This is a genomic window from Sphingomonas dokdonensis, assembly GCF_002197685.1.
Taxonomy (GTDB): domain Bacteria; phylum Pseudomonadota; class Alphaproteobacteria; order Sphingomonadales; family Sphingomonadaceae; genus Sphingomonas; species Sphingomonas dokdonensis.
This window is the reverse complement of the sequence record NZ_NBBI01000005.1, coordinates 71,808-94,874: the sequence shown is the minus strand read 5'-3', so window position 1 is coordinate 94,874 and position 23,067 is coordinate 71,808. Positions and strand designations below refer to the sequence as shown.

The following is a 23,067-nucleotide window of genomic DNA, read 5'->3' as shown; positions in this document are numbered from 1 at the left end:
AGGCCGCGCGTCAGCTTCCCTTCGGGAACGACGGCAGCCTTTGGGCGTCTTATGAAACCGCTAGCTTCAATCCGTTCGACACGGTGCGCGACGCCATGTCTTTTCCCGAAGCTGGTGGTGGAAAGCGCGATATAGGCATAGGGGCGATCAGCGTCAACCAGCGCACCTCATGTCGTCGGCAGCCGGTAGAGCACGCTGTTGCCGTCGCGGTACACGGGCCGATGGCCGCGCCACGGATCGGTGCCGTGGGTTTGTAGAACCCACAGATATTGCCACTGCCCCGATGCGAGCGCGTCACGCCGCTGGGCTAGAGGGTCGGGCAGGCGACCGTTGCAATCGAAGCCGTCGACCATTTGCGAGGGATCGTTGGCGTATCGCGGATCGAGCGGATAGCGGACCTTCAGCATCGCGGCGCCGGGCAGCAGCCATTGCGTGTTCACCAGCGCCTGTCGCCGACCGATCGCGAGGCTGGCGAGATGGACGTAGGCGGTGGATTGCCAGGGCGTGTGGCAGCGGTCCTGCAACACCACGGCGAAGACGTGGGCGCCGCGCGGCAGGCGATCGATGGCGGTGAGGTGCGCGGCGTAATCGCGGTCGAGCCGGTGCCAGTCACGCGCGATCATCAGCGTGCGGATGCCGAACAGCGCAAGGGCGAGCGTGACGAAGGCGGCGAGGCTGCGGTGGTGCTTCGAGGCAGCGCCGCTACTGGCCGCCTGCCACCGGAGCGACAGCAGCGCCGCGATCACTGCCGCCGGGGCCAGCCGCTCATCCGCGCCCCAGCTGCCGAACAGGACGGTCGGCATGATCATCACCGCGAGGGCCAGCAGCAGGGCGCCGGCGAACAGCCGCCAGTCGATCGCCTGCCGCCGCCATGTCGCAAGGCAGGCCAGCGCGAGCAGCGCAGGGGTGGCGAGATCGATCCACTTCGCCTCGCCGCGCAGCACGACGACCCAGTTCATCGCCTTGCGCACCAGCAGATCGTCACCCCAGGCGACCAGCGCGCCGCCATCGCCGCGCCATGCCAGCGTCAGCACCACAGGGGGTGCCAGCGCAAGCCCGCGCAGCAGCGCATCGCGCAGCGTCGGCCCGAGTGCGTCCGAGCGCCGCTGCCACAAACGATCCAGTTCGAATCCGCCGACCAGCAGCACCAGCACGCCCCAGCCGACCGCGTGCGCGAGCCAGGTCAGCAGCGCGGCGAGCGCCAACGGCGGCATGACGCGCCACGCCGGCGCTTCGCGCCAGCGGACCCAGGCGGCGAAGGCGAAGAGGGCGAAGGCGAGCGACAGGCAGTAGTTGACGAAGCCGAACATCAGCGGGTTCGCCATCGCGAAGCAGGCGGCGGCGAGCGCACCGGGCTGCACGCGACCGTGCAGCGTGCGGCTGACCGTCGCCATGGCGAGAATGGTGAGCGGCGCGATGATCGCCGCGCCGAGCCACGCTGCGCGCTCCGCGCCCAACCAGCCGAAGGCGGCGACGAAAAGGTCAACGCCGAGATTGCCGATCACGCGCCAGTCGAAGGAGTAATAAGCGGCCAGCAATGGCGATCGCCCGTGGTCCAGCATCACGGCATAGCGCCCGGTGTGGCCGGGCAGGTCGGTCATGGAGGGGATGCGCGCCGCGAGGAACGGGATGATCGCGACAAGCGCCATGCCGGTAATCGCCCAGGCGAGGCGCGGTGGCGCGTGTGCCGGAGCGGCGTCTGCCAGGCGGCCAGAGGTGGAATCGTAAACCATCTGGACCGGCAGTCCACGCCTTCGCCGGGCGGGCGTCAAGCAGTTGATCGTTGGCGGACAAGGCGCCTATGCGGCGTCTTCCACCTTGTTCGTCCCGGCGCGGGACGGACGGGCACACAATCGGTCGAAGAGGGCGTCACGATCATGAAGTTCTTGCTGCTGCTTGCCGGCGCCACGCTGGCGCTGACCCCCGCCCTCGCGCAGCAGGCGCCAACGCCCGCCGGGGATGTGCCCGCAGACTTCGCCTATCCGATCACGGCGCGCGATTACGTGCGGCGCGAGGTGATGATTCCGATGCGCGACGGCACCAAGCTGTTCACCGTCATCATCATCCCCAAGGGCGCGACCAACGCGCCGATCCTGCTGACGCGCACGCCCTATAATGCCAAGGGACGCGCCAACCGCGTCGAGAACAGCCCCAACATGGCGTCGCTGCTGCCGCAGGCGGACGAGCCGTTCGTGCGCGCCGGATACATCCGTGTGTTTCAGGACATTCGCGGCAAATACGGCTCGGAAGGCGATTATGTCGTCACCCGCCCGGTGGTCGGCCCGCTGAACCCGACCAAGGTGGATCACACCACCGACGCCTATGACACGATCGACTGGCTGGTGAACAAGGCGAACCTGCCCGAAACCAACGGCCGCGTCGGCATGCTGGGCTCGTCCTACGAGGGGCTGACGGTGGTGATGGCGCTGCTGAACCCGCACTCGGCGCTGAAGGTCGCGGCGCCCGAAAGCCCGATGATCGACGGCTGGATGGGCGACGACTGGTTCCATTACGGCGCGTTTCGCCTCGCGAACATCGCCTGGCTGGGCAAGCAGACCGGCTTCAAGGGCGCCGGATCCGAGCGCGTGTCGGGGATCTACGACGATTACGAGCAGTTCCGCCGCGTTGGCTCGGCCGGCGCCTGGGCCGAGCAGTCGGGCTATGCCAACCTGCCGTACTGGCAGCGTATGGTGAAGCACCCGGCCTATGATGGTTTCTGGCAGGGTCAGGCGCTCGACAAGCTGATCGCGGCCAACCCGTCCAACGTGCCGACCATGTGGGAACAGGGGCTGTTCGACCAGGAGGACATGTATGGCGCGATCCACACCTGGGAAGCGCTGAAGGAGAAGGGGAAGGCGGGCAGCAACTTCCTGGTGATGGGGCCGTGGCGGCACAGCCAGGCGAATTACGACGGATCCTCGCTGGGCGACTTCAAGTGGAACGGCGACACCGCGACCCAGTGGCGCGAGGAATATCTGTTCCCGTTCTTCGACCAGTATCTGCGCGACGATCGCCCCGCCTTCACCCCGCCGCAGGCGCTGATCTACAACACCGGCGCCAATCACTGGGACAAACTGGGGCAATGGCCGCTGGCGTGCGAGACGGGCTGTGCCGCGCCGCTGCGACCGGTCTATCTGGCGGCGGACGGCGGGCTGGCGTTCGAGAAGGGCGCGGTCGGGGGTGACAGCTATGTCTCCGACCCGGCCAAGCCGGTGCCGCACCTGCCGCGCCCGGTGAACTTCGGCGACGGGCGCTGGGGCGCGTGGCTGGTGTCCGACCAGCGGTCGGTCGACGGCCGGACCGACGTGATGACGTACCAGACCGCGCCGCTGACGCAGGCGATGCGTGTGTCGGGTGCGCCGTTCGCCGACATCTATGCCAAGACGACCGGCACCGACGGCGATTTCGTGGTCAAGGTGATCGACGTCTATCCCGACGATTACCCCAACGAGCCGAAAAAGGGCGGTTATCAGCTGGCGATCAGCCAGGACATCTTCCGCGGCCGCTATCGCGACAGCTTCGAAAACCCTTCGCCGATCCCGGCGAACAAGGTGCAGCGCTATCGTTTCCGTCTGCCGACGGTGAACCATGTGTTCCAGCCGGGCCACCGCATGATGGTGCAGGTGCAATCCACTCAATTCCCGCTCTACGACCGCAATCCGCAGAAGTACGTGTCCAACATCTTCCTGGCGAAGCCGGAGGATTACCAGAAGGCGACGGTGACGCTGGTGCGTGGCGGCGCGCAGGCAAGCGCCGTGTGGCTGCCGGTGGTGGCGACCGATCAGCCGCAGGCGCAGTGATCCGTTGTTTCGCATTCAGGTTGGCGACGGTAGCGCGGCGGGTATGTCACGGGTGAAGATGATGCGGTGGGCGGCCGGCGGGGCGGCGCTTTGCCTGGCCGGGATGGCGAGTGCGCAGGTGCAGGCGCCGACGACGATCCCGGGGCTGGAGGATTACAGCCTGCCGGATGCGACCCCGCGCGCGCTGCCGACGCCGGCCGCCACGCCAACGCCGGTTGCGACGCCGACACCTGCCGCGAGGCCGACGCCGGCGGCGCCGCCGGTGTTGCCGTCGCGCAACGTGGCGCCGCGGCCGACGCCTACACCGACGGCCAGCCCGCGTGCTGAACCTCGCACGCCGACACCGCGGCCGACACCCGCGCCGAGCCCGACGGCCACGCCAACCCCGGCGCCGCGCAGCACGGCGGTGCCGACGGCTGCGCCAACGGGTGTGTCGCGTGAGGACGGCGCGGCTACGTCGGGCCCTGCGGCGGAAGCCGGGCCGGCGGGGGCGGTACTGGATGTAGGGGCGGCGGAAATGGCGCCTCGCTCGGCTGCCGTGGTCGATCGACCGGCTGGGGAGCGCAACTGGCTTTGGCCGGTGCTGATCGGTCTCCTCGTCCTTGCAGCGATCGGCTGGTTCCTGTGGCGGCGGCGATCGGACCGGCTGCAGGCGCTGCCGGCGCCGGTGGAGGAGATGCCTCGCTCGCCTGAGCCGATCACACCCGCGCCCGAGACGGCAGAAGCCGTGCAGGCCGCACCGCCTGCACCGGCGCCGGTGGTGACGCGGCCGAGCGCACCGGCTGACGCCCCGCAATTCCTCAACCGGGCGGCCCATGCGCCGGCGGCCAGCATCGCGCTCGACGTTCCGGTGGTGAGCCGCGCGGGGCTGAACATGGTGACCGCCACGGCGGATGTGACGGTGGTCGTGCGCAATACCTCCGACGTGGTTGCCCGCGGCGTGCTGGTGGACGTGCGGCTGACCAGCGCGCAGCCTGGCCAGGATGCGGCGATCGCTGCATTGTTTGCCGCGCAGGGGCGGCCGGCGGTGCCGGCGTTCGACCTGGCGCCTGGCGAGACGAAACGGGTGCGCGCGCTGGCCACGGTGCCGCGCGACTCGCTGACGGTTCTGCAGGCCGGGGGGCGCCCGATGTTCGTGCCGGTGGTGGCGATCCGCGCGGTTCACGCCGGCGGGCAGACAACCAGCGTTCATGCGCTGGGAATCGAGCGGCCGGGGCAGGCGAAGCTGGGGCCGATCTGGCTCGACCAGCCAAGCCGCATGTTCGACACGGTGGGCGTGAGGCCGCACAACGGGCAGTGGTGATCAGCGGCTTGGGCGCGGTTTCCACAGGGTGACGTGGCCGACGCGGGTTGCCGGGCGATAGGCGCGCATCGCCTGTGCGAGCGGCGGATGGCTGGCGATCCAGCGCACGCCGGGAGTCTCGTCGACCAGAATGATGTCCGGGCGCTGCCGGGTGATATCGGCCGCGAGCATCGCAGCGTCGGCCTGCTCGGCGGCCTCATATCGGCGTCGCGCGGCCGCGGGGAGCGCAGCGTCGGCCAGTTGCTGCCGGGCGTTGCCGGTTACCCACAAACTGCCGCGCCGACCGACCCAGCGCCCGTCGACCCAGCGGGTGAGCGGGTGGCCGAGCGCGAAATCGAACGAGATGCCGATCAGGCGTGGCTGCGGCGGGCCGACCCGCACGACCGCATCGCGCAGCGCGCCGGGCTGCGGCACACGGTCATAGGCATAGGTGCCGCCGAGCGCGAGCAGCAACGCACACAGGCTGCCAAAGGCGCGCGCGTGACCGGGACGGCCAAGCTCCAGCGTGATTGCGACCAGCGCGGCGGCAACGGCGGGATAGCCGTGATTGAGATAGCCTTTGCCCTGCACCAGCCCGGCGGCGGCGAAGCCGGCGGCGGCGAGCAGCGCGACGACCGCGGCCTCGGACGGGCGGCCGCGCGATAGCCATAGAGTCAGGATTGCGGCGACGGCGGGGATCATCACCATCGGGCCGGCAAGCAGGTTCGACCAACTGTCGCGCCCCGGCAGATACACCAGGCGCAGCAGCGGCAGCATGCGGGCGGTGTAATCGGGAAAGGCGAGCTGCACGACGAGCAGATAGGCAGTGCAGAGCAGCGCGGCCGCGACCCATTCGGGGGTTTGCACCGCGGCGAGGCTGCGCTGCCGGATGATCAGCCATAGCGCCGGCAGGATCAGCGCGAGTGCGAGATGCGGCTTGATGGCGATCATGATCCCGGCGGCGAGCCCGGCGGACCAGCTGTCGGCACGCCGCACGGTCGATCGGCGTGACCGCGCGACCAGCAGGGCGAGCATCGGCAGGCCGGCGATCAGCGCGACATGCTCGCGCTGTGCGAACAGGTCTGCCGGAAGGACGAGGAGGAAGAAGGCGCAAGCGGCGGCGATGTACGGCGTGCTGCGCGTGGGCGGCAGCGCCAGGAGCCGCGCGGCATGGTGGAGCGACAGCAGGGCGAGTCCGGTGACCAGGGCGACCGTTACAATCTCCGGTTTGAGGCCGAGAAGCGCGCCGATCGCGACCGGTGGCACGTAGAGCAGCACGGAGGCGGGCGGATTGACCTCCTCGATGTCGCGATACAGGCGCGCGCCGCCGAGCATCCGTTCCGCAGTGGTGATGAGCCAGGAGACGTCGCAATCGAGCGCGGTGAGCGCCTGCTGCAGCAAGGCGGCCACGACGATCGCCACCATGGGCCACCAGCGTTGCAGCGCGGCGGGGAGCGACAGGGGGCGAGGGGCGGGAAGGGCGCCGGTGATCACCGGCCAGGTGCTAAACGAGGACTGGTTGCGGCGGGGTTACCGGGGCGGGGGCTGGTGTGCGTGCGGGCTTGTGCGTGGGCGCAGCAGCGGGTTTGCCGGGCAAAGAAAAAGGCGGCGCCCGCAAGGGGTGCCGCCTTTTTCTTTGGCTTGGCCGTCACGGGAGCAAGTCCCGTGACGTCGATCGTGAGCAGGGGCCCACGCCGGCCGGCCTTGTGCGAGGTGCGGGTTGCGATGCAGCCCGCGCCTGCTCAGCGGCTTACTTGAGCTCGACGGTCGCGCCAGCTTCTTCCAGCTGCTTCTTGACCTTCTCGGCCTCGTCCTTCGACACGCCTTCCTTGATCGGCTTCGGCGCGCCCTCGACGAGAGCCTTCGCTTCGGTCAGGCCCAGGCCGGTGATCGCGCGGACTTCCTTGATGACGTTGATCTTCTTGCCACCGTCGCCGGTGAGGATCACGTCGAACTCGGTCTTCTCTTCAGCGGCCGGAGCGGCTGCACCGCCGCCAGCTGCCGGCGCTGCTGCAACCGCTGCTGCGGCCGAGACGCCCCACTTCTCTTCGAGCATCTTCGAGAGCTCAGCCGCCTCGAGGACGGTCAGTTCGGACAGCTGGTCAACCAGCGCGTTCAGGTCTGCCATGATAAACTTCCTTCAAATCGATCGAATGAAACCAGAGGCCGCTGAAATTCAGGCGGCTTCCTTTTCCGAGTAAGCTGCAAGCACGCGCGCGATCTGCGCGGCGGGCGCCTGGGTGATGGTCGCGATCTTGGTGGCCGGAGCCACGATGAGACCGACGATCTTCGCCCGGAGCTCGTCCAGCGACGGCATCGTCGCAAGCGCCTGAACGCCTGCCACGTCGAGCTTCGTCGCACCCATGCCGCCACCAACGATCTCGAACTTGTCGGTCGTCTTGGCGAAATCCACGGCCACCTTGGCAGCCGCGACGGGGTCGACCGAAGTCGCGAGACCGACCGGGCCGGTGAACATGTCACCCAGCTCGTGATAGTCGGTGCCGTCGAGCGCGATCTTGGCAAGCTTGTTCTTCGAGACCTTGAACACGGCGCCGGCCTCGCGCATCTTCGTCCTCAGCTGCGTCGACTGGGCGACGGTGAGGCCGAGGTTGCGGGTGACGACCACCACGCCGACCTCGGAGAAGGTCTGCTTGAGTTCGGCGACGGCTGCGGCCTTTTGAGCACGATCCATGCCATTCTCCACACTTTGACCGCATCCCGAAGGCTGCGGCCGGTTACGATCCGTCCGCACCAAGTGGCGCGAACGGTTGTCCAGCGATGGGGAATGGGAAGCGTCGCACGGCCAAGGGGATCAACCCCGGGGCGTGCGGCAGACCGGAGCACGCGGGGCGCGCTGCGGCAAAATCCTGTCCCCGTCTCGGCGGGGCATTAAGGGCACCAGGCCCACCCGCTGTCTCGGACGGCGCCGCACGCCCGAAGGTGTACGGCAAGCGCGGCTCCATAGCGGGTTCTGCGGGCCGATCAAGTGTCTTCAAACCCTCATCAAACCGCAACCGGGGTGACATCGCCTCGCAATGGGCGCGTCATTCCGGCCCGCCACACGGGGCACACACGCCAGCCCCGGGGGGATCATGACCGATTCGACTTTCCTTTACGACGACGGTGACGTCGACACGAACCGCAGCGCCAACGGTCACCTGAACGACCTGATCGCGAGCCGTTATTCGCGGCGCCAGACGCTGCGCGGCGGGCTGAGCGCGATGACCACGGCGGTGTTCGGCGGCGTGCTGCTGGCCGGCTGCGACGATGACGACCTGTTGCAGCGCGAGAGCGTGTCGGTGTCGGCCGGGCAGGCGGCGACCACCAGCGCGGGCCGGACGGTGACGTTGCAGGGCACGGCGAGCAGCACGGCGCGCACCGTCAGCTGGACGCAGGTGAGCGGCCCGACGGTGACGCTGAACAACGCGAACACCAACACCGCGACCTTCACGGCGCCGGCCGTCAGCGCATCGACGCCGCTGGTGTTCCGTTTCACCGGCACGACCGGCATCGGCGATGCCTCGACCGCGGAGACGACCGTCACCGTGACGCCGGCGACGCTCGACTTCACCGCGGTAGCCAAGAACCGCAACGACCTGGTGACCGTGCCGGCGGGCTATCTGGTGACGGTGCTGTATCGCCTGGGCGATCCGATCAGCGCCAACACCCCCGCTTATGCCAATGACGGGTCGGACGCGAACTTCGCCATGCGCGCGGGCGACCACCATGACGGGATGAGCTTCTTCGGCCTTGCCGCCAGCGGCGCGACGCCCGATGCCTCGGCCAGCACGCGCGGCGTGCTGGTGATGAACCACGAGAATATTACGGAGAATTACCTCCATCCGCGCGGCCAGACGACCACCGGCGGCGTCCGCCCCGAGGCCGAGGCGATCAAGGAGATCGAGGCGCACGGCGTATCGGTGATCGAGGTGACGCGCGGTGCCTCCGCGTGGAGCTACGTCCAGGCGTCGGCGCTGAACCGCCGCATCACGCCCAACACGCCGATGGCGTTCAGCGGCCCGGCAAAGGGCAGCGCGATGCTGCGCACCGTTTATTCCAAAGACGGGACGCAAGGGCGCGGCACGATCAACAATTGCGCCAATGGCGCGATGCCGTGGGGCACCTATGCCACCGCGGAGGAGAATTGGGCGGGCTATTTCCGGCGCAATCGCGGCGATGCGGCGGGGCGCACCGCGGCGGGGCAGGCGAAGGAGAACACCAGCCTGTCGCGCTATGGCATCAGCGAGGGCCGGACGGGCAATTACGGCTGGACGACCGTGACCCCGGCGGATTCGAGCAGCACCATCTTCAGCAAGTGGAATGCGACGGCGGCAGCCGATGCGGCGGCCGATGGCTCCGCCGATTTCCGCCACGAGCCGTTCCAATACGGCTGGATCGTCGAGATCGACCCGTACAATCCACAGTCGACGCCGCGCAAGCGCACGGCGCTCGGCCGCATGAACCATGAAGGCGTGTCGGCGGGCCGGATGATCGCGGGCGTCAAACCCGCTTTCTACATGGGCGACGATTCGCAGAACGAATATATCTACAAGTTCGTGTCCAACACCGGCTGGTCGGCGGCGGACGGCACTGCCGCCGATCGCCTGGCGGTGGGCGACAAATATCTCGACGCCGGCACGCTGTATGTGGCGAAGTTCAATGCCGACGGCAGCGGCCAGTGGCTGCCGCTGGTGTTCGGCAGCGGGCCGCTGACGAGCGGCAACGCGACCTATCCGTTCGCGGATCAGGCCGACGTGCTGATCAACGCGCGCATCGCCGGCGACCTCCTCGGCGCGACGCCGATGGACCGGCCGGAGTGGACCGCGGTGAACCCGGCGAATGGCGAGATGTATTGCACGCTCACCAACAATTCGTCGCGCTCCGTCTCGCGCACCGATGCGGCGAACCCGCGCTCGTACGTCGATCCGCGCACCGACGGACGGAGCAACAGCGTCGGCAATGTGAACGGCCACGTCATCCGCCTGCGCGAGAATGGCGACACGACCGAAGCGACGGCGTTCACCTGGGACGTTTATGCCTTTGGCGCTGGCAGCGACTTGAACAAGGACAACATCAACCTGTCGGGGTTGGACGACAGCAACGATTTCTCATCGCCCGACGGGCTGTGGTTCAGCCTGCCGTCGAACGTCGCGGGGCAGGGCGCCAACCCGGTGATGTGGCTGCAGACCGACGATGGTGCCTATACCGACGTCACCAACTGCATGATGCTGGCCGCCATTCCCGGGCGCGTCGGCGACGGCGGCACGAAGACGGTGAACAATTCGACTCCGGCGGGGACCAGCACGGCGACGACGCGGGTCGGCAAGGCGCCGGGCGCGACGCTGAAGCGCTTCCTGGTTGGGCCGAAGGAGTGCGAGATCACCGGCATCACCTCGACGCCGGACGGCAAGGCGCTGTTCGTCAACATCCAGCATCCCGGCGAGAATGGCGGGCCGGACAATATCACGTCGAGCTGGCCGGCATCGCAGACGGGCACGCCCGCATCGCCGAGCCGGCCGCGCTCGGCGACGATCGTGATTACGCGCCAGGACGGTGGCCTGGTCGGGATCTGATCGGTCCAGCTTAGCGAACGGGGGTCCCTCTCCTTGGGGAGAGGGACCCTTTTTGCTGGGCGATGCACCTGCCGGAGCGGCATCTGGGCGCCAGGGTCCATCGTGCAGCGCAGGTTGTGGCTGGTTGGCGCGCTCCGCGCTCGCGGATGGTTGGATCCCGGCTCAAGGCCGGGATGACGAAGTTGGTTGGGGTGGGTGTTTGCCCTGCTATCGGTCCGTGCGGGTCGCGCCGGCTTCGCGGACGGCGGCCAGCGTCGGCCAGCCGTTGACGGCCATCAGGAGGTCTGCCTCGGCGAGGATGCAGCGCAGGATGTGCGCGCAGCCGGCCGCGCCGCCCAGCGCCAGGCCGTAGCTGTAGGGGCGGCCGATACCGACCATGTCGGCGCCAAGCGCGATCGCCTTTACCACATCGGTGCCCGAGCGGATGCCGCTATCGAACAGCAGCGGCACGCGGCCGGCGACCGCTTCGGCCACGGCGGGCAGCATGTCGATCGCGGCGATGCCGCCGTTGGCCTGCCGTCCGCCATGGTTGGACACATAGATGCCGTCCGCGCCGGTATCGATCGCGCGGCGCGCGTCGTCGGGGTGGCAGATGCCCTTCAGCACGATCGGCAGCTTCGTGATCGACTTCAGCCACGCCATGTCGTCCCACGTCAGCACCTTGCCGAAGGTCGCGCCCCAGGTGCCGATGGCGGTGCGCAGATCCTCCTCGGGCGCCTTGCCGCCGAGCATCTGGCGGAAGCGCGGATCGCTGAAATAGTTCTGGAGCACGTGGCCGCGCAGCTGCGGGAAATTGGACGGGTTGAGATCGCGTGGGCGCCAGCCGGTGACCCAGGTGTCGAGCGTGACCACGATCGCCTTGTAGCCGGCCTTTTCCGCACGGCTGACGAGGCTTTCGGCCAGTTCCTTGTCCCGCGGCGTGTAGAGCTGGAAGAAGGCGGGCGTGTCGCCGCACGCGGCGTGTACGTCCTCGAGCGGATCGTTGGACAGGGTGGAGGCGGTCAGCGGCACGCCGGTCAGCGCGGATGCCTGCGCCGCGGCAATGTCGCCATGCTGGTCCTGCGACATCATGCCGGTGACGCCGATCGGTGCCATGAAGACGGGGGAGGGCAGGTCGAGGCCGAAGAGTTCGGTCGACAGATCACGGTGCGTCGCGTCCACCATCATCCGCGGCACCATGCCCCAGTGGCGGAAGGCACGGGCGTTTTCGTCCTGCGTCCACTCGTCGCCGCAGCCGCCCTGCACATAGGTGAGGACGTGTGGGGGCAGCGCGGACTGGGCGCGCTTTTCCAGCGTGGCGAAGTCCACCGGGTAGGTGGGGACAACGCCGGAAAGGCCGGCGCCGTAGATCTGGGTCTGGAGGTCGCCGTAATGCGGCATGGGTTCGCTCTCCTGTTTATATGCAGTGTCGCGGGAGCGCTCGTCCTTGTCCACCGCGCTCGTGAAATGGTGCTTGCCCCACCCGTGTCGTCATCTCGGCTTTATGGTGCCGCGCATGCTGTGGCTGAATTCAGAAGCGACAGCGCCTGTGGAACGTTGGATCCCGGATCAAGTCCGGGATGACGAAGGAGCGGGGGCGGGCAGTCTGCGTCGGCTCAGCCGATCAGGCGCTCGTACAGCTTGATGTAATCGTCGGCCATGCGTTCGACGCTGAACCGCTCGGCAACGCGCTGGCGGCATTTGGCGCGGTCGATCTCTTCCACGCGCGCGATCGCTTCGACCGCTTCGTCGATCGTGTCGACGAGGAAGCCGGTGACGCCGTGGTCGATCAGCTCGGGCATCGAGCCGCGGTTGAAGGCGATCACCGGGGTGCCGCACGCCATCGCCTCGACCACCGACAGCCCGAACGGCTCGTCGAAGCCGATGAGGTGGAGCAGCGCGCGCGCCTGGCCGAGCGCCTGGACCCGCGCATCGCCGCCGACCACGCCGCGGTAGATCACGCGGTCGCCATCGATGTGCGGCGCTACCTCGCGCTCGTGATAGCCATGGTCCTGCACCAGACCTGCCATCACCAGCCGGCGCCCGGCACGCTGCGCGGCGGCGATGGCGTCGGCGGGCCCCTTGTCCGGATGGATGCGGCCGAAGAACAGGAGGTCGTCGCTGCCGACCGGATCGAAGGCGAAGTCGCCCAGCGGGATACCGTGGTGGATCGTCGCGGCATAGGTGAGCGCCGCGTGGCGGTCGGCGTCGCTGATCGAGACGTAATGCGTGTTGTCGTCGTAGCGCTGGTACACCGGCACGATCCGTTCGGACGAAAAGCCGTGGATCGTCGTCAGCATCGGCGTGTCGATCAGGCGCGACCAGGCGAGCGGCATGAAATCGGCCTGATTGTGGATGAGGTCGAACTCGCCGGCGCGCTCGATGCAATGCGCGATATGCAGCGCCTCCCACACCTTGGCGTCGAGATGCGGCGGCTCGGAATAGCCGCGCGGGGCGACGCCCTCCAGCTTGCCAGCGGTGTGCGAGTTCTGTGTGGCGAAGAGCGTGACGTCGACGCCGCGCGCGACCAGCGCCTCGGTAAGGAGGCTCGTCACCAATTCCCACGGACCGTAGCCGGTCGGCGGCGTCGGCCAGGAGATGGACGAGAGCATGGCGATGCGCATCAGGGGGTCAGCTCCACGACAAATCCTTCATCGGCATTGATCGTGCCGTCGTAGCGCTCGCGTGTGCCCGTTGCGACGATGATGCGGCCCGCGTCTGTGCCGTCGGGCAGCGTCACGCGGCGCGGCTGGCTGCCGAGGTTCAGCACGACCAGCAACCGCTCCTCGCCATAGCGGCGTTCATAGGCAAGTACATCTGACGCGGCATCGTGCATCGCCAGCGTGCCGAGCGAGAGCGCAGGGCGTTTGCGTCGAGCGGCGAGCAGGCGGCGGTGGAGCGCCAGCATGGATTGCGGGTCAGCATGCTGCGCGGCGACGTTGCGGGTGCGCCAGTCGGCGTGGAGCGGCAGCCACGGCTCGCCGAACGAGAAGCCGGCGTTGGGCGAAGCGTCCCACGCCATCGGTGTGCGTGAGCGATCGCGGCCGAGGCCCATGCCGGGTTGGCGCAGATCCTGCGGGTCGCGGATGCGATCAGGCGGGATGTCGACGGTGCCGATGCCGATCTCGTCCCCCTGGTAGAGCGTCGGGGTGCCGTGCAGCGTGAGGAGCAGCATGGCGGCGACGCGGGCCTGGCGCTCGCCGACGCGCGCAGCGATGCGCGGCGCATCGTGGCTGCCGATCACCCAGTTCGGCCAGCCGTGAGCGGGAATGGCGGCGTCGTACTCCGCGATCAGGCGGGCGAGCGTGTCGCGATCCCAGGGGTTCTCGATCAGCTCGAAATTGAAGGGCAGGTGGACGCCCGGCTCGGCCGCGCTGCCGTACCAGCGCATCAGGCGGTCGCGGGGGAGGAAGATCTCGCCGACCAGCAAGGTCTCGCCGTAGCTATCGGCGAGTTGGCGCATCGCGCGGGTGAAGGCGTGCGCCTCGGGCTGGTCGGTCGAATGATGCTGGAGGACGCGCAGCTTCCCGGCCATTCCCTCGCGCCAGTCGGGATTCTCTGGATTGTCGGGCAGCCCTTCAGCTTTCACGATGTGCCACAGCACGTCGATGCGGAAGCCGTCGACGCCGCGATCGAGCCAGAAGCGCATGACATCGGTCATCGCCGCCGCGACCGCAGGATTGCGCCAGTTGAGGTCGGCTTGCTCCCTTAGGAAGGTGTGGAGATAATATTGGCCGGTCTTTGGATCGAGCTCCCATGCGGGGCCGCCCATGTCGCTGATCCAGTTGTTGGGCGGGCCGCCGCCGGGTGCCGGATCGCGCCAGATGTACCAATCGCGCCTCGGATTGTCGCGCGACGAGCGGCTCTCGACGAACCATGGGTGCTGCGTGGACGAGTGGTTGGGGACGAAATCGAGCAGCAGCTTCAGGCCTCGGGCATGGACCGCGGCGAGCAGGCGGTCGAAGGCGGCGAGATCGCCGAACATCGGCTCGACGCCTGTGTAATCGGCCACGTCATAGCCGAAGTCGGCCATCGGTGACGGGAAGATGGGGGACAGCCAGATCGCATCGACGCCGAGGCTGGCGACGTGATTGAGATACGCCTCGATCCCGGCAAGGTCGCCGATGCCGTCGCCGTCGCTGTCCGCAAAGGAGCGCGGGTAGATCTGATAGATGACGCCGCGCTTCCACCAGGGGGCGGCGAGGGTGCCCTCGCTCATGGCGGTCGTAACGCCGGGGGAACGGATGGGTTCACGCTGATCGGTTGCCAGCTTCGTCATGCCGGGCTTGTCCCGGCATCCAGCGGCCGGCGCATCCTACGCGATTGGGTGCGCGGAAGCCTGAACCCCGGCACAGGGCTGGGGTGACGCGGTGTTGGTGAGCGGCGCGTTGTCGCGCTTATGCCGGTTGTATGGCCGGCGGAGGATGACTTCCGGGACGGTGTCGTTGTGTAGTGTCAAAAGGGTATATGACGGTTCACGCAATGCGCCGTCATCCCGGCCTTGAGCCGGGATCCATCCCTCCGCGTCCGCTGTCGCTTGTTCTTCGGAACGCATCGCTCGCGGCGACATGGATCCCGGATCAAGTCCGGGATGACGGGGTGGTTGGGGCTACCTTGGATTGACTTCATTGCCGTTGGTGCTTGTTGGCGCGGGCAACGAGCGGTGGCTTGGCGGGCAGGCTCGTTTGGCAAGCGGGCAACAAAAAAGGCCGGGGTTGCCCCCGGCCTTTTTTGTTTATCGGATCGTCGTGCGATCAGGCCGAGGCGACTTCCGTCACGTCGATCTTGATGCCGGCACCCATGGTGCTGGAGATCGCGACCTTGCGGACGTACTTGCCCTTGGCGCCCGACGGCTTGGCCTTGACCACCGCATCGACCAGCGCGTCGAAGTTCGCGCGCAGGTCTTCGGCTGGGAAGCTCGCCTTGCCGATGCCGGAGTGGATGATGCCGGCCTTTTCGACGCGGTACTCGACCTGACCGCCCTTGGCGGCCTTGACCGCTTCGGCGACGTTCATCGTCACGGTGCCGAGCTTCGGGTTCGGCATCAGGCCCTTCGGACCCAGAACCTTACCGAGACGGCCGACGATGCCCATCATGTCCGGGGTCGCGATGCAGCGATCGAAGTCGATCTTGCCGCCCTGGATGGTTTCCATCAGGTCTTCCGCACCGACCACGTCGGCACCGGCCTCGCGAGCCTCGTCAGCCTTCGCGCCCTTGGCGAACACGCCGACGCGCACGGTCTTGCCGGTGCCCTTGGGCAGGGTGACGACGCCGCGGACCATCTGGTCGGCGTGACGCGGATCGACGCCGAGGTTCAGCGCGACTTCGATCGTCTCGTCGAACTTGGAGGTCGCACCCGACTTCGCAAGGTTGATCGCCTCGTCCACGCCGTGCAGCTTCTCGCCGTCGATCGTGATCGCCTTCTGCTTCTTCGTGAGCTTCGCCATGGGATTAGCCCTCCACAACCTGGAGGCCCATCGCGCGTGCGGAGCCTTCGATGATCTTCGTTGCTGCGTCGATGTCGTTCGCGTTCAGGTCCTTCATCTTGGCCTGTGCGATCTCGGCGAGCTGCGAGCGCTTGATGGTTCCCGCGCTGGTCTTGCCCGGCTCCTTCGAGCCCGACTTCAGGTTCAGCGCCTTCTTGATGAGGAAGGTCGCCGGCGGCGTCTTCGTCTCGAAGCTGAACGAGCGGTCGGCGTAGACGGTGATGATCGTGGGGAGGGGCGAACCCTTCTCCATGTCACCGGTCTGCGCGTTGAACGCCTTGCAGAATTCCATGATGTTCACGCCGCGCTGACCCAGCGCCGGGCCGATCGGCGGCGACGGGTTGGCGGCGCCGGCTGGCACCTGCAGCTTGATATAGCCTGTGATCTTCTTCGCCATGTCACTCTCTTTAAGTTTAGCGGTGATGACGGGCGCGTTGCCGCACCCTCCCGCAAGCGTTCCAGCAATGTGGTCTGGAAGCCGGCGCGCTTAGCGGATGTGGCGGGGGAAAGCTAGGGGTGTTTGTAGCCCGCTTGTCACCCCGGCGCCAGGCCAGGGTGACGGGAAGGGGTGGTCAGGTCATCGCCATGAGGCTGGCGTTGCCGCCGGCCGCGGTGGTGTTGATCGAGGTGGAGACTTCCTCGACCAGCCATTCGAGGCGATAGTCGTTGGCCTGGGTCAGCACGATCGGGCCGTCGAGCGCGGCGATGCGTTGCTGCATGTCGCGTACGCGAGCGGCATCGCCTTGGATCAGCGCGCCGGCATAAGGGCCGTCGCTCGCCCAATCCGTGCTCCAGCGGACGCGCGCCGCAGCCGATGCGGGCAGGTCCGTCCGCATAGCGGCGTCCACCACCAGGTCGTTGCCCGTCGAAAGGCCGGCGGCGAGCTGTGCCATCAGACCTTCGCGGGTTTCGGGCAGCAGCAGGATGCGACCGCGCGGGTGGAGGGCGTAGAGGTTGCGCTCGCCGACCGGGCCGTTGAGCTCCGTTTCGGTGCCGAGCGGTGAGGATGCGGCCACGTCGCGAACTTGGGCTGCGCCCGCCGCGTCGTCCTGCTGGTCGAGCCACAGCGCCAGATCGCGGGCGGCGGGGTCGGCGACGGTGGCGCCGATCGCCGGGTCGGTCGATGCGCCGCGGACCAGCCGGCCGAGATAGAGCGGGCCGCCTGCCTTCGGCCCAGTGCCGGACAGGCCGCGGCCGCCGAACGGCTGCACGCCCACCACCGCGCCGATGACGTTGCGATTGACGTAGATGTTGCCGACCTGAACCCGCGAGGTGACGTGCGCGACCGTTTCGTCCAGCCGGGTGTGGAGGCCGAAGGTCAGGCCGTAGCCGGTGGCGTTGATGCGGTCGATCAGCGCGTCGAGGCCGCCGCGCTTGTAGCGGATGACGTGGAGCACCGGGCCGAACACCTCGCGCTTCAGATCGGCGAGATCCTTCAGCTCGATGATGGTCGGCGCGACAAAGGTGCCGTGCGCGGCGGCATCGGTGAGGGGCAGCGCGTCGACCTTGGCCCCCGTGGCGCGCATGGCGGCGATGTGATGCTCGATCCCGGCCTGCGCCTCGGCCGAGATGACGGGGCCGATATCGACCGTGAGCTGATCGGTGCGGCCGACGCGCAGTTCCTGCAACGCGCCGCGCAGCATGGCGAGGATGCGGTCGGCCACCTCCTCCTGGAGGCACAGCACGCGCAGGGCCGAGCAGCGCTGGCCGGCGCTGTCGAAGGCGGAGGCGATGACGTCCGCCACCACCTGTTCGGCCAGCGCGCTCGAATCGACGATCATCGCATTCTGTCCGCCGGTTTCCGCGATCAGCGGGATCGGCGTGCCGTCTTCGGACAGGCGGGTGGCGAGTTCGCGCTGGATGAGGCGCGCGACCTCGGTGGAGCCGGTGAACATCACGCCCGCGGTTTCGGGGGCGGCGACCAGCGCGGCGCCGATGCGGCCGTCGCCGAGGATCAACTGGAGCGCGTCGGCGGGCACGCCGGCCTCGTGGAGGATCGCGACGCCCTGCGCGGCGATCAGCGGGGTCTCCTCGGCCGGCTTGGCCAGCACGGTGTTGCCGGCGACGAGCGCGGCGGCGACCTGGCCGGTGAAGATCGCGAGCGGGAAATTCCACGGGCTGATGCAGGTGACCGGCCCAAGCGGGCGGTGCGCAGAGCCGAAGCCGCGGCGCGCCTCTTCGGCGTAATAGCGCAGGAAGTCGATCGCCTCGCGCACTTCGCCGATGGCGTTGGCGGCCGACTTGCCGGCTTCGCAGATCACGAGGCCGATCAACTCGGCCATGCGTGCCTGCATCGCGTCGGCGGCGCGCTCCAGGATGGCGGCGCGATCGGCCACCGGCACGGCGGCCCAGGCGGCGCCTGCCGCGGCAGCGGTGCGGGCGGCGGCGGCGGCCTGCTGCGGCGTCATCTCCACCACCGTGCCGACGGTGTCGCGATGGTCGGCGGGATTGAGCACCGGACGCGCGGTGCCCTCCCCATCGGCGGGGGCGGCGCGCCATTGCGCGTGGGCGCCGGCCTGCATCGTTTCGCCCAGCGCGGCGAGCGTCCGCTCGTCGGCGAGGTCGAGCCCGGCCGAGTTGGTGCGGCGCGGGTAGAGATCGGCGGGCAGGTCAATCGCGGCGTGCTTCTGCCCCGGCGCGTCCGCTGCCCGCACCAGCGCGACGGGATCGGCGGTGAGATCGGCGATCGAGACCTCCGGATCGGCGATCCGGTTCACGAAGGAGGAGTTGGCGCCGTTTTCGAGCAGGCGGCGGACGAGATAGGCGAGCAACGTCTCGTGCGTGCCGACGGGCGCGTAGATGCGGCACGGGCGGCCGAGCTTATCCGGGCCGACGACCTCGTCATATAGCGGCTCGCCCATGCCGTGGAGGCACTGGAACTCGTAATCGCCGATGGTGAAGGCCGGACCGGCGAGCGCCAGGATCGTCGCGAGCGACTGCGCATTGTGCGTCGCGAATTGCGGAAACACCGCGTCGCGGTTCGCCAGCAGGCGGCGGGCGCAGGCAAGGTACGACACGTCGGTGTGGATCTTGCGGGTGTAGACGGGGAAATCCGCCTGGCCATCGACCTGCGCGCGCTTGATCTCGGCGTCCCAATAGGCGCCCTTGACTAGGCGGACCATGATGCGCCGGTCGCTGCGGCGGGCGAGATCGACGATCCAGTCGATCACGAACGGGCAGCGCTTGCCATAGGCCTGTATGACGAAGCCAAGGCCGTTCCAGCCGGCGAGCGCGGGATCGAACGACAGGCTTTCCAAGAGGTCGAGCGACAGCTCTAGGCGGTCGGCCTCTTCGGCGTCGATGTTGAAGCCGATGTCATAGCCCTTGGCGATGATCGCGAGCGCACGGACCTTGGCGAGCAGCTCGTCCATCACCCGGTCGGCCTGCGCGCGGCTGTAGCGCGGGTGGAGCGCGGACAGCTTGATCGAGATGCCGGGGCCGGCATAGACGCCGCGGCCCGCCGATGCCTTGCCGATGGCGTGCACGGCGGTCTCGTAATCGCGATAATAGCGCTCGGCATCGGCGGCGGTGGTCGCGGCCTCGCCCAGCATGTCGTAGCTGTAGCTGAAGCCGCGGGCCTCCAGCGGGCGAGCGCGCTTCAGCGCCTCGCCGATCGTCTCGCCGGTGACGAACTGTTCGCCCATCATGCGCATCGCCATGTCGACGCCGCGGCGGATCACCGGCTCGCCCGCGCGCGCGATCAGCCGGGTGAGCGCAGCGGACAGGCCGCGATCGTTGACGCTGCTGGTCAGCTTGCCCGTCACCACCAGCCCCCAGGTGGCGGCGTTGACGAACAAGGAGCGGCCGTCGCCCATGTGGCTGCGCCAGTCGCCGCCGGCGATCTTGTCGCGGATCAGCGCATCGCGGGTGGCGTCGTCGGGGATGCGCAGCAGCGCCTCCGCAAGGCACATCAGCGCCACGCCCTCCTGGCTGGAGAGGGCATATTCCTGAACCAAGCCCTCGACGCCCGACCCCTTGTGCTTGGCACGCAGCGCGGTGATGAGCTGGGTGGCGATGCGCAGCGCCTCCGCCTTCACGCCTTCCGACATCTCCGCCTCATCGAGCAGCGGGGCGAGCGCCTCTGGCTCGGGGCGGCGGGTGGCGGCGGTGATGGCAGCGCGCAGCGGCGTGGCGGGGCGGACCGGGGGAGCGAAACGGGCGAAAAGCGGCGGCATGACGGCGTCGGACATGGCAGTGTTTCCGGGGGAAGAAGCGATGCCATCTTCTTAGCATGGCGGCCGCGGTCGATCCGACTTATGATGACGGGGCGGGCAGACCGTTTGGCCTAATCACCTAAGTCGCGGGAGACGAAATGGACGGCGGTTCATTGCACGAGGAGGAGATCGACCCGTTCGACCGGCGCATCATCGCGGCGTTGCGGGCGGAGGGGCGGCTGTCGGTCACCGAACTGGCGAGCCGGGTGGGATTGTCCAAGACGCCGTGCCAGGTGCGGCTGAAGCGGCTGATCGACCGGCGCATCATTCGCGGCTTTCGCGCGGTGATCGACCCCGTGCGGCTGGGGCAGGGGCATGTCGCGTTCACCGAGGTGAAGCTGTCCGACACGCGTGAGGCGGCGCTGGAGGCATTCGGGCGCGCGGTGCTGGCGATCCCGGAGGTGGAGGAATGCCACATGATCGCCAGCAGCTTCGATTATCTGCTGAAGGTCCGGACCAGCGACATCCGCAGCTATCGCGCGGTGCTGGGCGAGCGGATCTCGGTGCTGCCGCATGTCGCCAGCACGTCCACCTTTGTCGCCATGGAGACGATCAAGGACGCCGACGACTGAGCGTCAGCGTGGCGGACGGGCTGGCTGGTTTCTTTCGGGAAGCTGCTGTGCGCTACCAGCCGCGCTGGAGCCGCTGGCGATCGCGCGCGATCTCGCGGAACAGGCGGTCGGTCGCGGCGAGATTGGCGGCGACATCGGGCGGCGTTTCGGTGCGCTTGCCGATGAGGCCGCGGTCGACCAGCGACTGCCAATGGCGCACCGCCTCGGCATGCGCATCGGTGATCGGGCCATCGGTGAAGATGGGGAGGGGGAGCGGATGCGGCATTGGTTTCGTCCTCGCAGATGGTTGCTGGACGGGGGAGTTATACCGAAACGGGGGTTGTAGGACAGCGGCGCGCGCCGCGAGGGCGTAGCGCAGCTACGCACGAGCGCACCGGCGCGCGCCCGGCCAGCGGCGCCCAAGCGCCGACTGACGACGCGGCTTTGCCGCGGCGGGGCTGGTTACGACCTCGGTGCTGCCGTCATTCCCGCGAAGGCGGGAATCCATAAACGCCAGCGCTCACGATCGCCGGGGTTCGGAGGTTATGGATCCCCGCCTGCGCGGGGATGACGAACGGGGTGGGGCGGCGGTCGCTCTGCTCCTCGCGGCCGCCCGCCGCTGCGCGGCAGGTGATGCTGCGGCTCGATCCCGACGTGATCGAAAAGTTTCGCGAGGGCGGGCCGGGGTGGCAGGCGCGGATGAACGAGGCGCTGCAGAAGGCGGTGGGTTTGTGACGGTTAGGACCGCCTAACTTTGCCACTTTCTTCTGCATTGTTCGATATCACATTCAGCGACTGTTCGTGCGCGGCAGCGGCTCTGACGGCGTCCACAACGTCGGCCGCAGGGAGACGTCTCAATCGAGACTCAGGGACCCCAAACCTTGCTCGGGCAAGCGCTATCAAGGTCGACTTTGTTGTCCTGTCGTTCGACACGATTGCCTCAACTTCATCTAAAGAAACCTTGCTGTAGCTCTCTATCTTTACAGCAGGCGTCCTTCTCTTCTTCCCATAAGTCTGCCGATGCAAACTAGAAACCGGTGTAGAGCCAAGTTTGTTCAGGAAGTCAGCCAGATGAGCAAACGCATCTGCGGTATTGTCATTACCTAGGTGTCCGGTCGAATATAGATGGGAGAGTCGACGAACAATGCGAGATAAGTCGCTCGCTGTAACAACTGAGTCCTGCGACTTCTCACTGAGGTTTAGCTCTTCGTTCATAGCGCATCAATCCTGGCCTTCACGGCCTCTGTAAGATCGCGGTAGGCGGTGTGAATGCCCCTGTTCCCGATATTCTGAGTTCCGGCCCAGTCATAAACCGGAACGCCGGCGGACAAAGTTTGTGAAACACCCGTGCCATTAGGTATGTACGGCTCAAGCAGATCGGCGCCCCAGCGTCTCTGCAGAGAGTTTAGATGCTGTGTATGATCATCAGTATAGCCAGAAAAGCCGCCCGACGATTGTATTCTCGTAACTACAACTCCAGCAAGCTTCGTTTCGGCAACGAACATGCTTCTGGCGTCACCAAATGACGCTATCGCATTCATCTTAGCGTCGATACCGGTCCTTACCATTTGTGCCAAGTGCGGCGCGCCACGTTCCATAACGGCTTCCGGGACCACCGGAATTATGTATCCGTGGCTGGCGGCAATTGCATTCTGAGAAACAATCTTGGTTGCTGGCGGGCAGTCGAAGATTATGTAATCGTAGTCCTCGTCGATTCTATTTTCCTCTAGCCAACGGCACATGAGGGTGCGCTTGTTCCATTCAGATTGAATGGCATTTCCACGATGTGTTGCTGTTAATTCAATCTCAATGTCATCCAGTTGTAAGCTTGCAGGCACGACATGTAGATTTTGGTAATGACTGCCAGCCAAGCTCGCCTGATAAATTATCTCCCGACCTGGAAGCGTCGCGCCTTCCGATACAAAGGAGCGAAATACTTTGTCTACAACATTCCGGGTTTGAACGACACGGTCCCATCCGTTGGCCTTCAAACACAGAATGGACAGACTACTCTGGTGATCCATATCAACAGCTAGAACCCGCGCAGGCTTGTGATATCGAGCTAGGCCGGCCGCTAATTCGAACGAGAAAGTAGTCTTGCCGACGCCGCCCTTGAAGTTGATAACGCTGACCCGCTTCGCCAATGGAACCTCCCGCTCACCGCCTGGTAGCCACTCCTAAA

17 protein-coding genes are annotated in these 23,067 nt (G+C 67.4%); 5 read left to right on the top strand and 12 right to left on the bottom strand.

Annotation, left to right across the window (positions count from 1 at the left end; translation table 11 throughout):
• Positions 1 to 167: 167 nt before the first annotated feature.
• Complete coding sequence (locus SPDO_RS13115; RefSeq protein WP_143559657.1) at positions 168 to 1,733, bottom strand: hypothetical protein; 1,566 nt, start codon at positions 1,731 to 1,733, stop codon at positions 168 to 170.
• Positions 1,734 to 1,877: 144 nt separating this feature from the next.
• Here SPDO_RS13115 and SPDO_RS13110 point away from each other — a divergent pair, with 144 nt between their 5' ends.
• Together SPDO_RS13110 and SPDO_RS16735 are read left to right on the top strand one after the other, a co-directional pair.
• A complete protein-coding gene (locus SPDO_RS13110; protein ID WP_088367958.1) occupies positions 1,878 to 3,800 on the top strand; it encodes a CocE/NonD family hydrolase in 1,923 nt (640 codons plus the stop codon).
• Between the two features lie 43 nt (positions 3,801 to 3,843).
• Positions 3,844 to 5,103, top strand: a complete 1,260-nt coding sequence (locus tag SPDO_RS16735) for an LPXTG cell wall anchor domain-containing protein (protein ID WP_143559656.1) — start codon at positions 3,844 to 3,846, stop codon at positions 5,101 to 5,103.
• Here SPDO_RS16735 and SPDO_RS13095 read toward each other — a convergent pair whose 3' ends face one another.
• The 3 genes from SPDO_RS13095 to rplJ form a co-directional block, all read right to left on the bottom strand.
• Positions 5,104 to 6,576 carry a hypothetical protein gene (locus tag SPDO_RS13095; protein WP_088367955.1) on the bottom strand — a complete coding sequence of 491 codons (1,473 nt, stop codon included), beginning with the start codon at positions 6,574 to 6,576 and terminating at the stop codon, positions 5,104 to 5,106.
• A gap of 256 nt (positions 6,577 to 6,832) precedes the next feature.
• Positions 6,833 to 7,210 carry a 50S ribosomal protein L7/L12 gene (gene rplL / locus SPDO_RS13090; RefSeq protein WP_088367954.1) on the bottom strand — a complete coding sequence of 126 codons (378 nt, stop codon included), beginning with the start codon at positions 7,208 to 7,210 and terminating at the stop codon, positions 6,833 to 6,835.
• 48 nt (positions 7,211 to 7,258) lie between these two features.
• Entirely contained in the window at positions 7,259 to 7,774 is a 516-nt protein-coding gene (gene rplJ / locus SPDO_RS13085; RefSeq protein WP_088367953.1) for a 50S ribosomal protein L10, read from the bottom strand.
• Between the two features lie 400 nt (positions 7,775 to 8,174).
• Here rplJ and SPDO_RS13080 point away from each other — a divergent pair, with 400 nt between their 5' ends.
• Positions 8,175 to 10,655: a PhoX family protein gene (locus SPDO_RS13080; RefSeq protein ID WP_088368055.1), complete on the top strand. Its 2,481-nt coding sequence runs from the start codon at positions 8,175 to 8,177 to the stop codon at positions 10,653 to 10,655.
• 207 nt (positions 10,656 to 10,862) lie between these two features.
• On the opposite strand, the gene SPDO_RS13075 is transcribed toward SPDO_RS13080, so the two are convergent.
• The 6 genes from SPDO_RS13075 to putA form a co-directional block, all read right to left on the bottom strand.
• Entirely contained in the window at positions 10,863 to 12,035 is a 1,173-nt protein-coding gene (locus SPDO_RS13075; RefSeq protein ID WP_088368054.1) for an alpha-hydroxy-acid oxidizing protein, read from the bottom strand.
• 215 nt (positions 12,036 to 12,250) lie between these two features.
• Positions 12,251 to 13,258, bottom strand: a complete 1,008-nt coding sequence (locus SPDO_RS13070) for a glycosyltransferase family 4 protein (protein ID WP_088367952.1) — start codon at positions 13,256 to 13,258, stop codon at positions 12,251 to 12,253.
• Positions 13,258 to 14,853: an alpha-amylase family glycosyl hydrolase gene (locus SPDO_RS13065; RefSeq protein WP_088368053.1), complete on the bottom strand. Its 1,596-nt coding sequence runs from the start codon at positions 14,851 to 14,853 to the stop codon at positions 13,258 to 13,260. Before SPDO_RS13065 ends, SPDO_RS13070 begins: the two co-directional genes overlap by 1 nt.
• A gap of 535 nt (positions 14,854 to 15,388) precedes the next feature.
• Entirely contained in the window at positions 15,389 to 16,081 is a 693-nt protein-coding gene (gene rplA, locus SPDO_RS13060; protein ID WP_088367951.1) for a 50S ribosomal protein L1, read from the bottom strand.
• Positions 16,082 to 16,085: 4 nt separating this feature from the next.
• Positions 16,086 to 16,517, bottom strand: coding sequence for a 50S ribosomal protein L11 (gene rplK, locus SPDO_RS13055; RefSeq protein ID WP_088367950.1), 432 nt, complete (start codon positions 16,515 to 16,517; stop codon positions 16,086 to 16,088).
• Between the two features lie 175 nt (positions 16,518 to 16,692).
• A complete protein-coding gene (gene putA / locus SPDO_RS13050; RefSeq protein WP_088367949.1) occupies positions 16,693 to 20,310 on the bottom strand; it encodes a trifunctional transcriptional regulator/proline dehydrogenase/L-glutamate gamma-semialdehyde dehydrogenase in 3,618 nt (1,205 codons plus the stop codon).
• 122 nt (positions 20,311 to 20,432) lie between these two features.
• On the opposite strand from putA, the gene SPDO_RS13045 reads away from it, so the two are divergent.
• The gene (locus SPDO_RS13045) at positions 20,433 to 20,906 is read left to right on the top strand and encodes an Lrp/AsnC family transcriptional regulator (RefSeq protein WP_088367948.1); all 474 of its coding nucleotides are present in this window, start codon (positions 20,433 to 20,435) and stop codon (positions 20,904 to 20,906) included.
• Positions 20,907 to 20,958: 52 nt separating this feature from the next.
• Here the strand turns inward: SPDO_RS13045 and SPDO_RS13040 are convergent, their stop codons facing one another.
• Complete coding sequence (locus tag SPDO_RS13040; protein ID WP_088367947.1) at positions 20,959 to 21,171, bottom strand: hypothetical protein; 213 nt, start codon at positions 21,169 to 21,171, stop codon at positions 20,959 to 20,961.
• A gap of 281 nt (positions 21,172 to 21,452) precedes the next feature.
• On the opposite strand from SPDO_RS13040, the gene SPDO_RS13035 reads away from it, so the two are divergent.
• Complete coding sequence (locus SPDO_RS13035; protein WP_088367946.1) at positions 21,453 to 21,620, top strand: BrnA antitoxin family protein; 168 nt, start codon at positions 21,453 to 21,455, stop codon at positions 21,618 to 21,620.
• A 476-nt stretch (positions 21,621 to 22,096) separates the two neighbouring features.
• On the opposite strand, the gene SPDO_RS13030 is transcribed toward SPDO_RS13035, so the two are convergent.
• The gene (locus SPDO_RS13030; RefSeq protein ID WP_088367945.1) at positions 22,097 to 23,029 is read right to left on the bottom strand and encodes a ParA family protein; all 933 of its coding nucleotides are present in this window, start codon (positions 23,027 to 23,029) and stop codon (positions 22,097 to 22,099) included.
• Positions 23,030 to 23,067 lie beyond the last annotated feature (38 nt).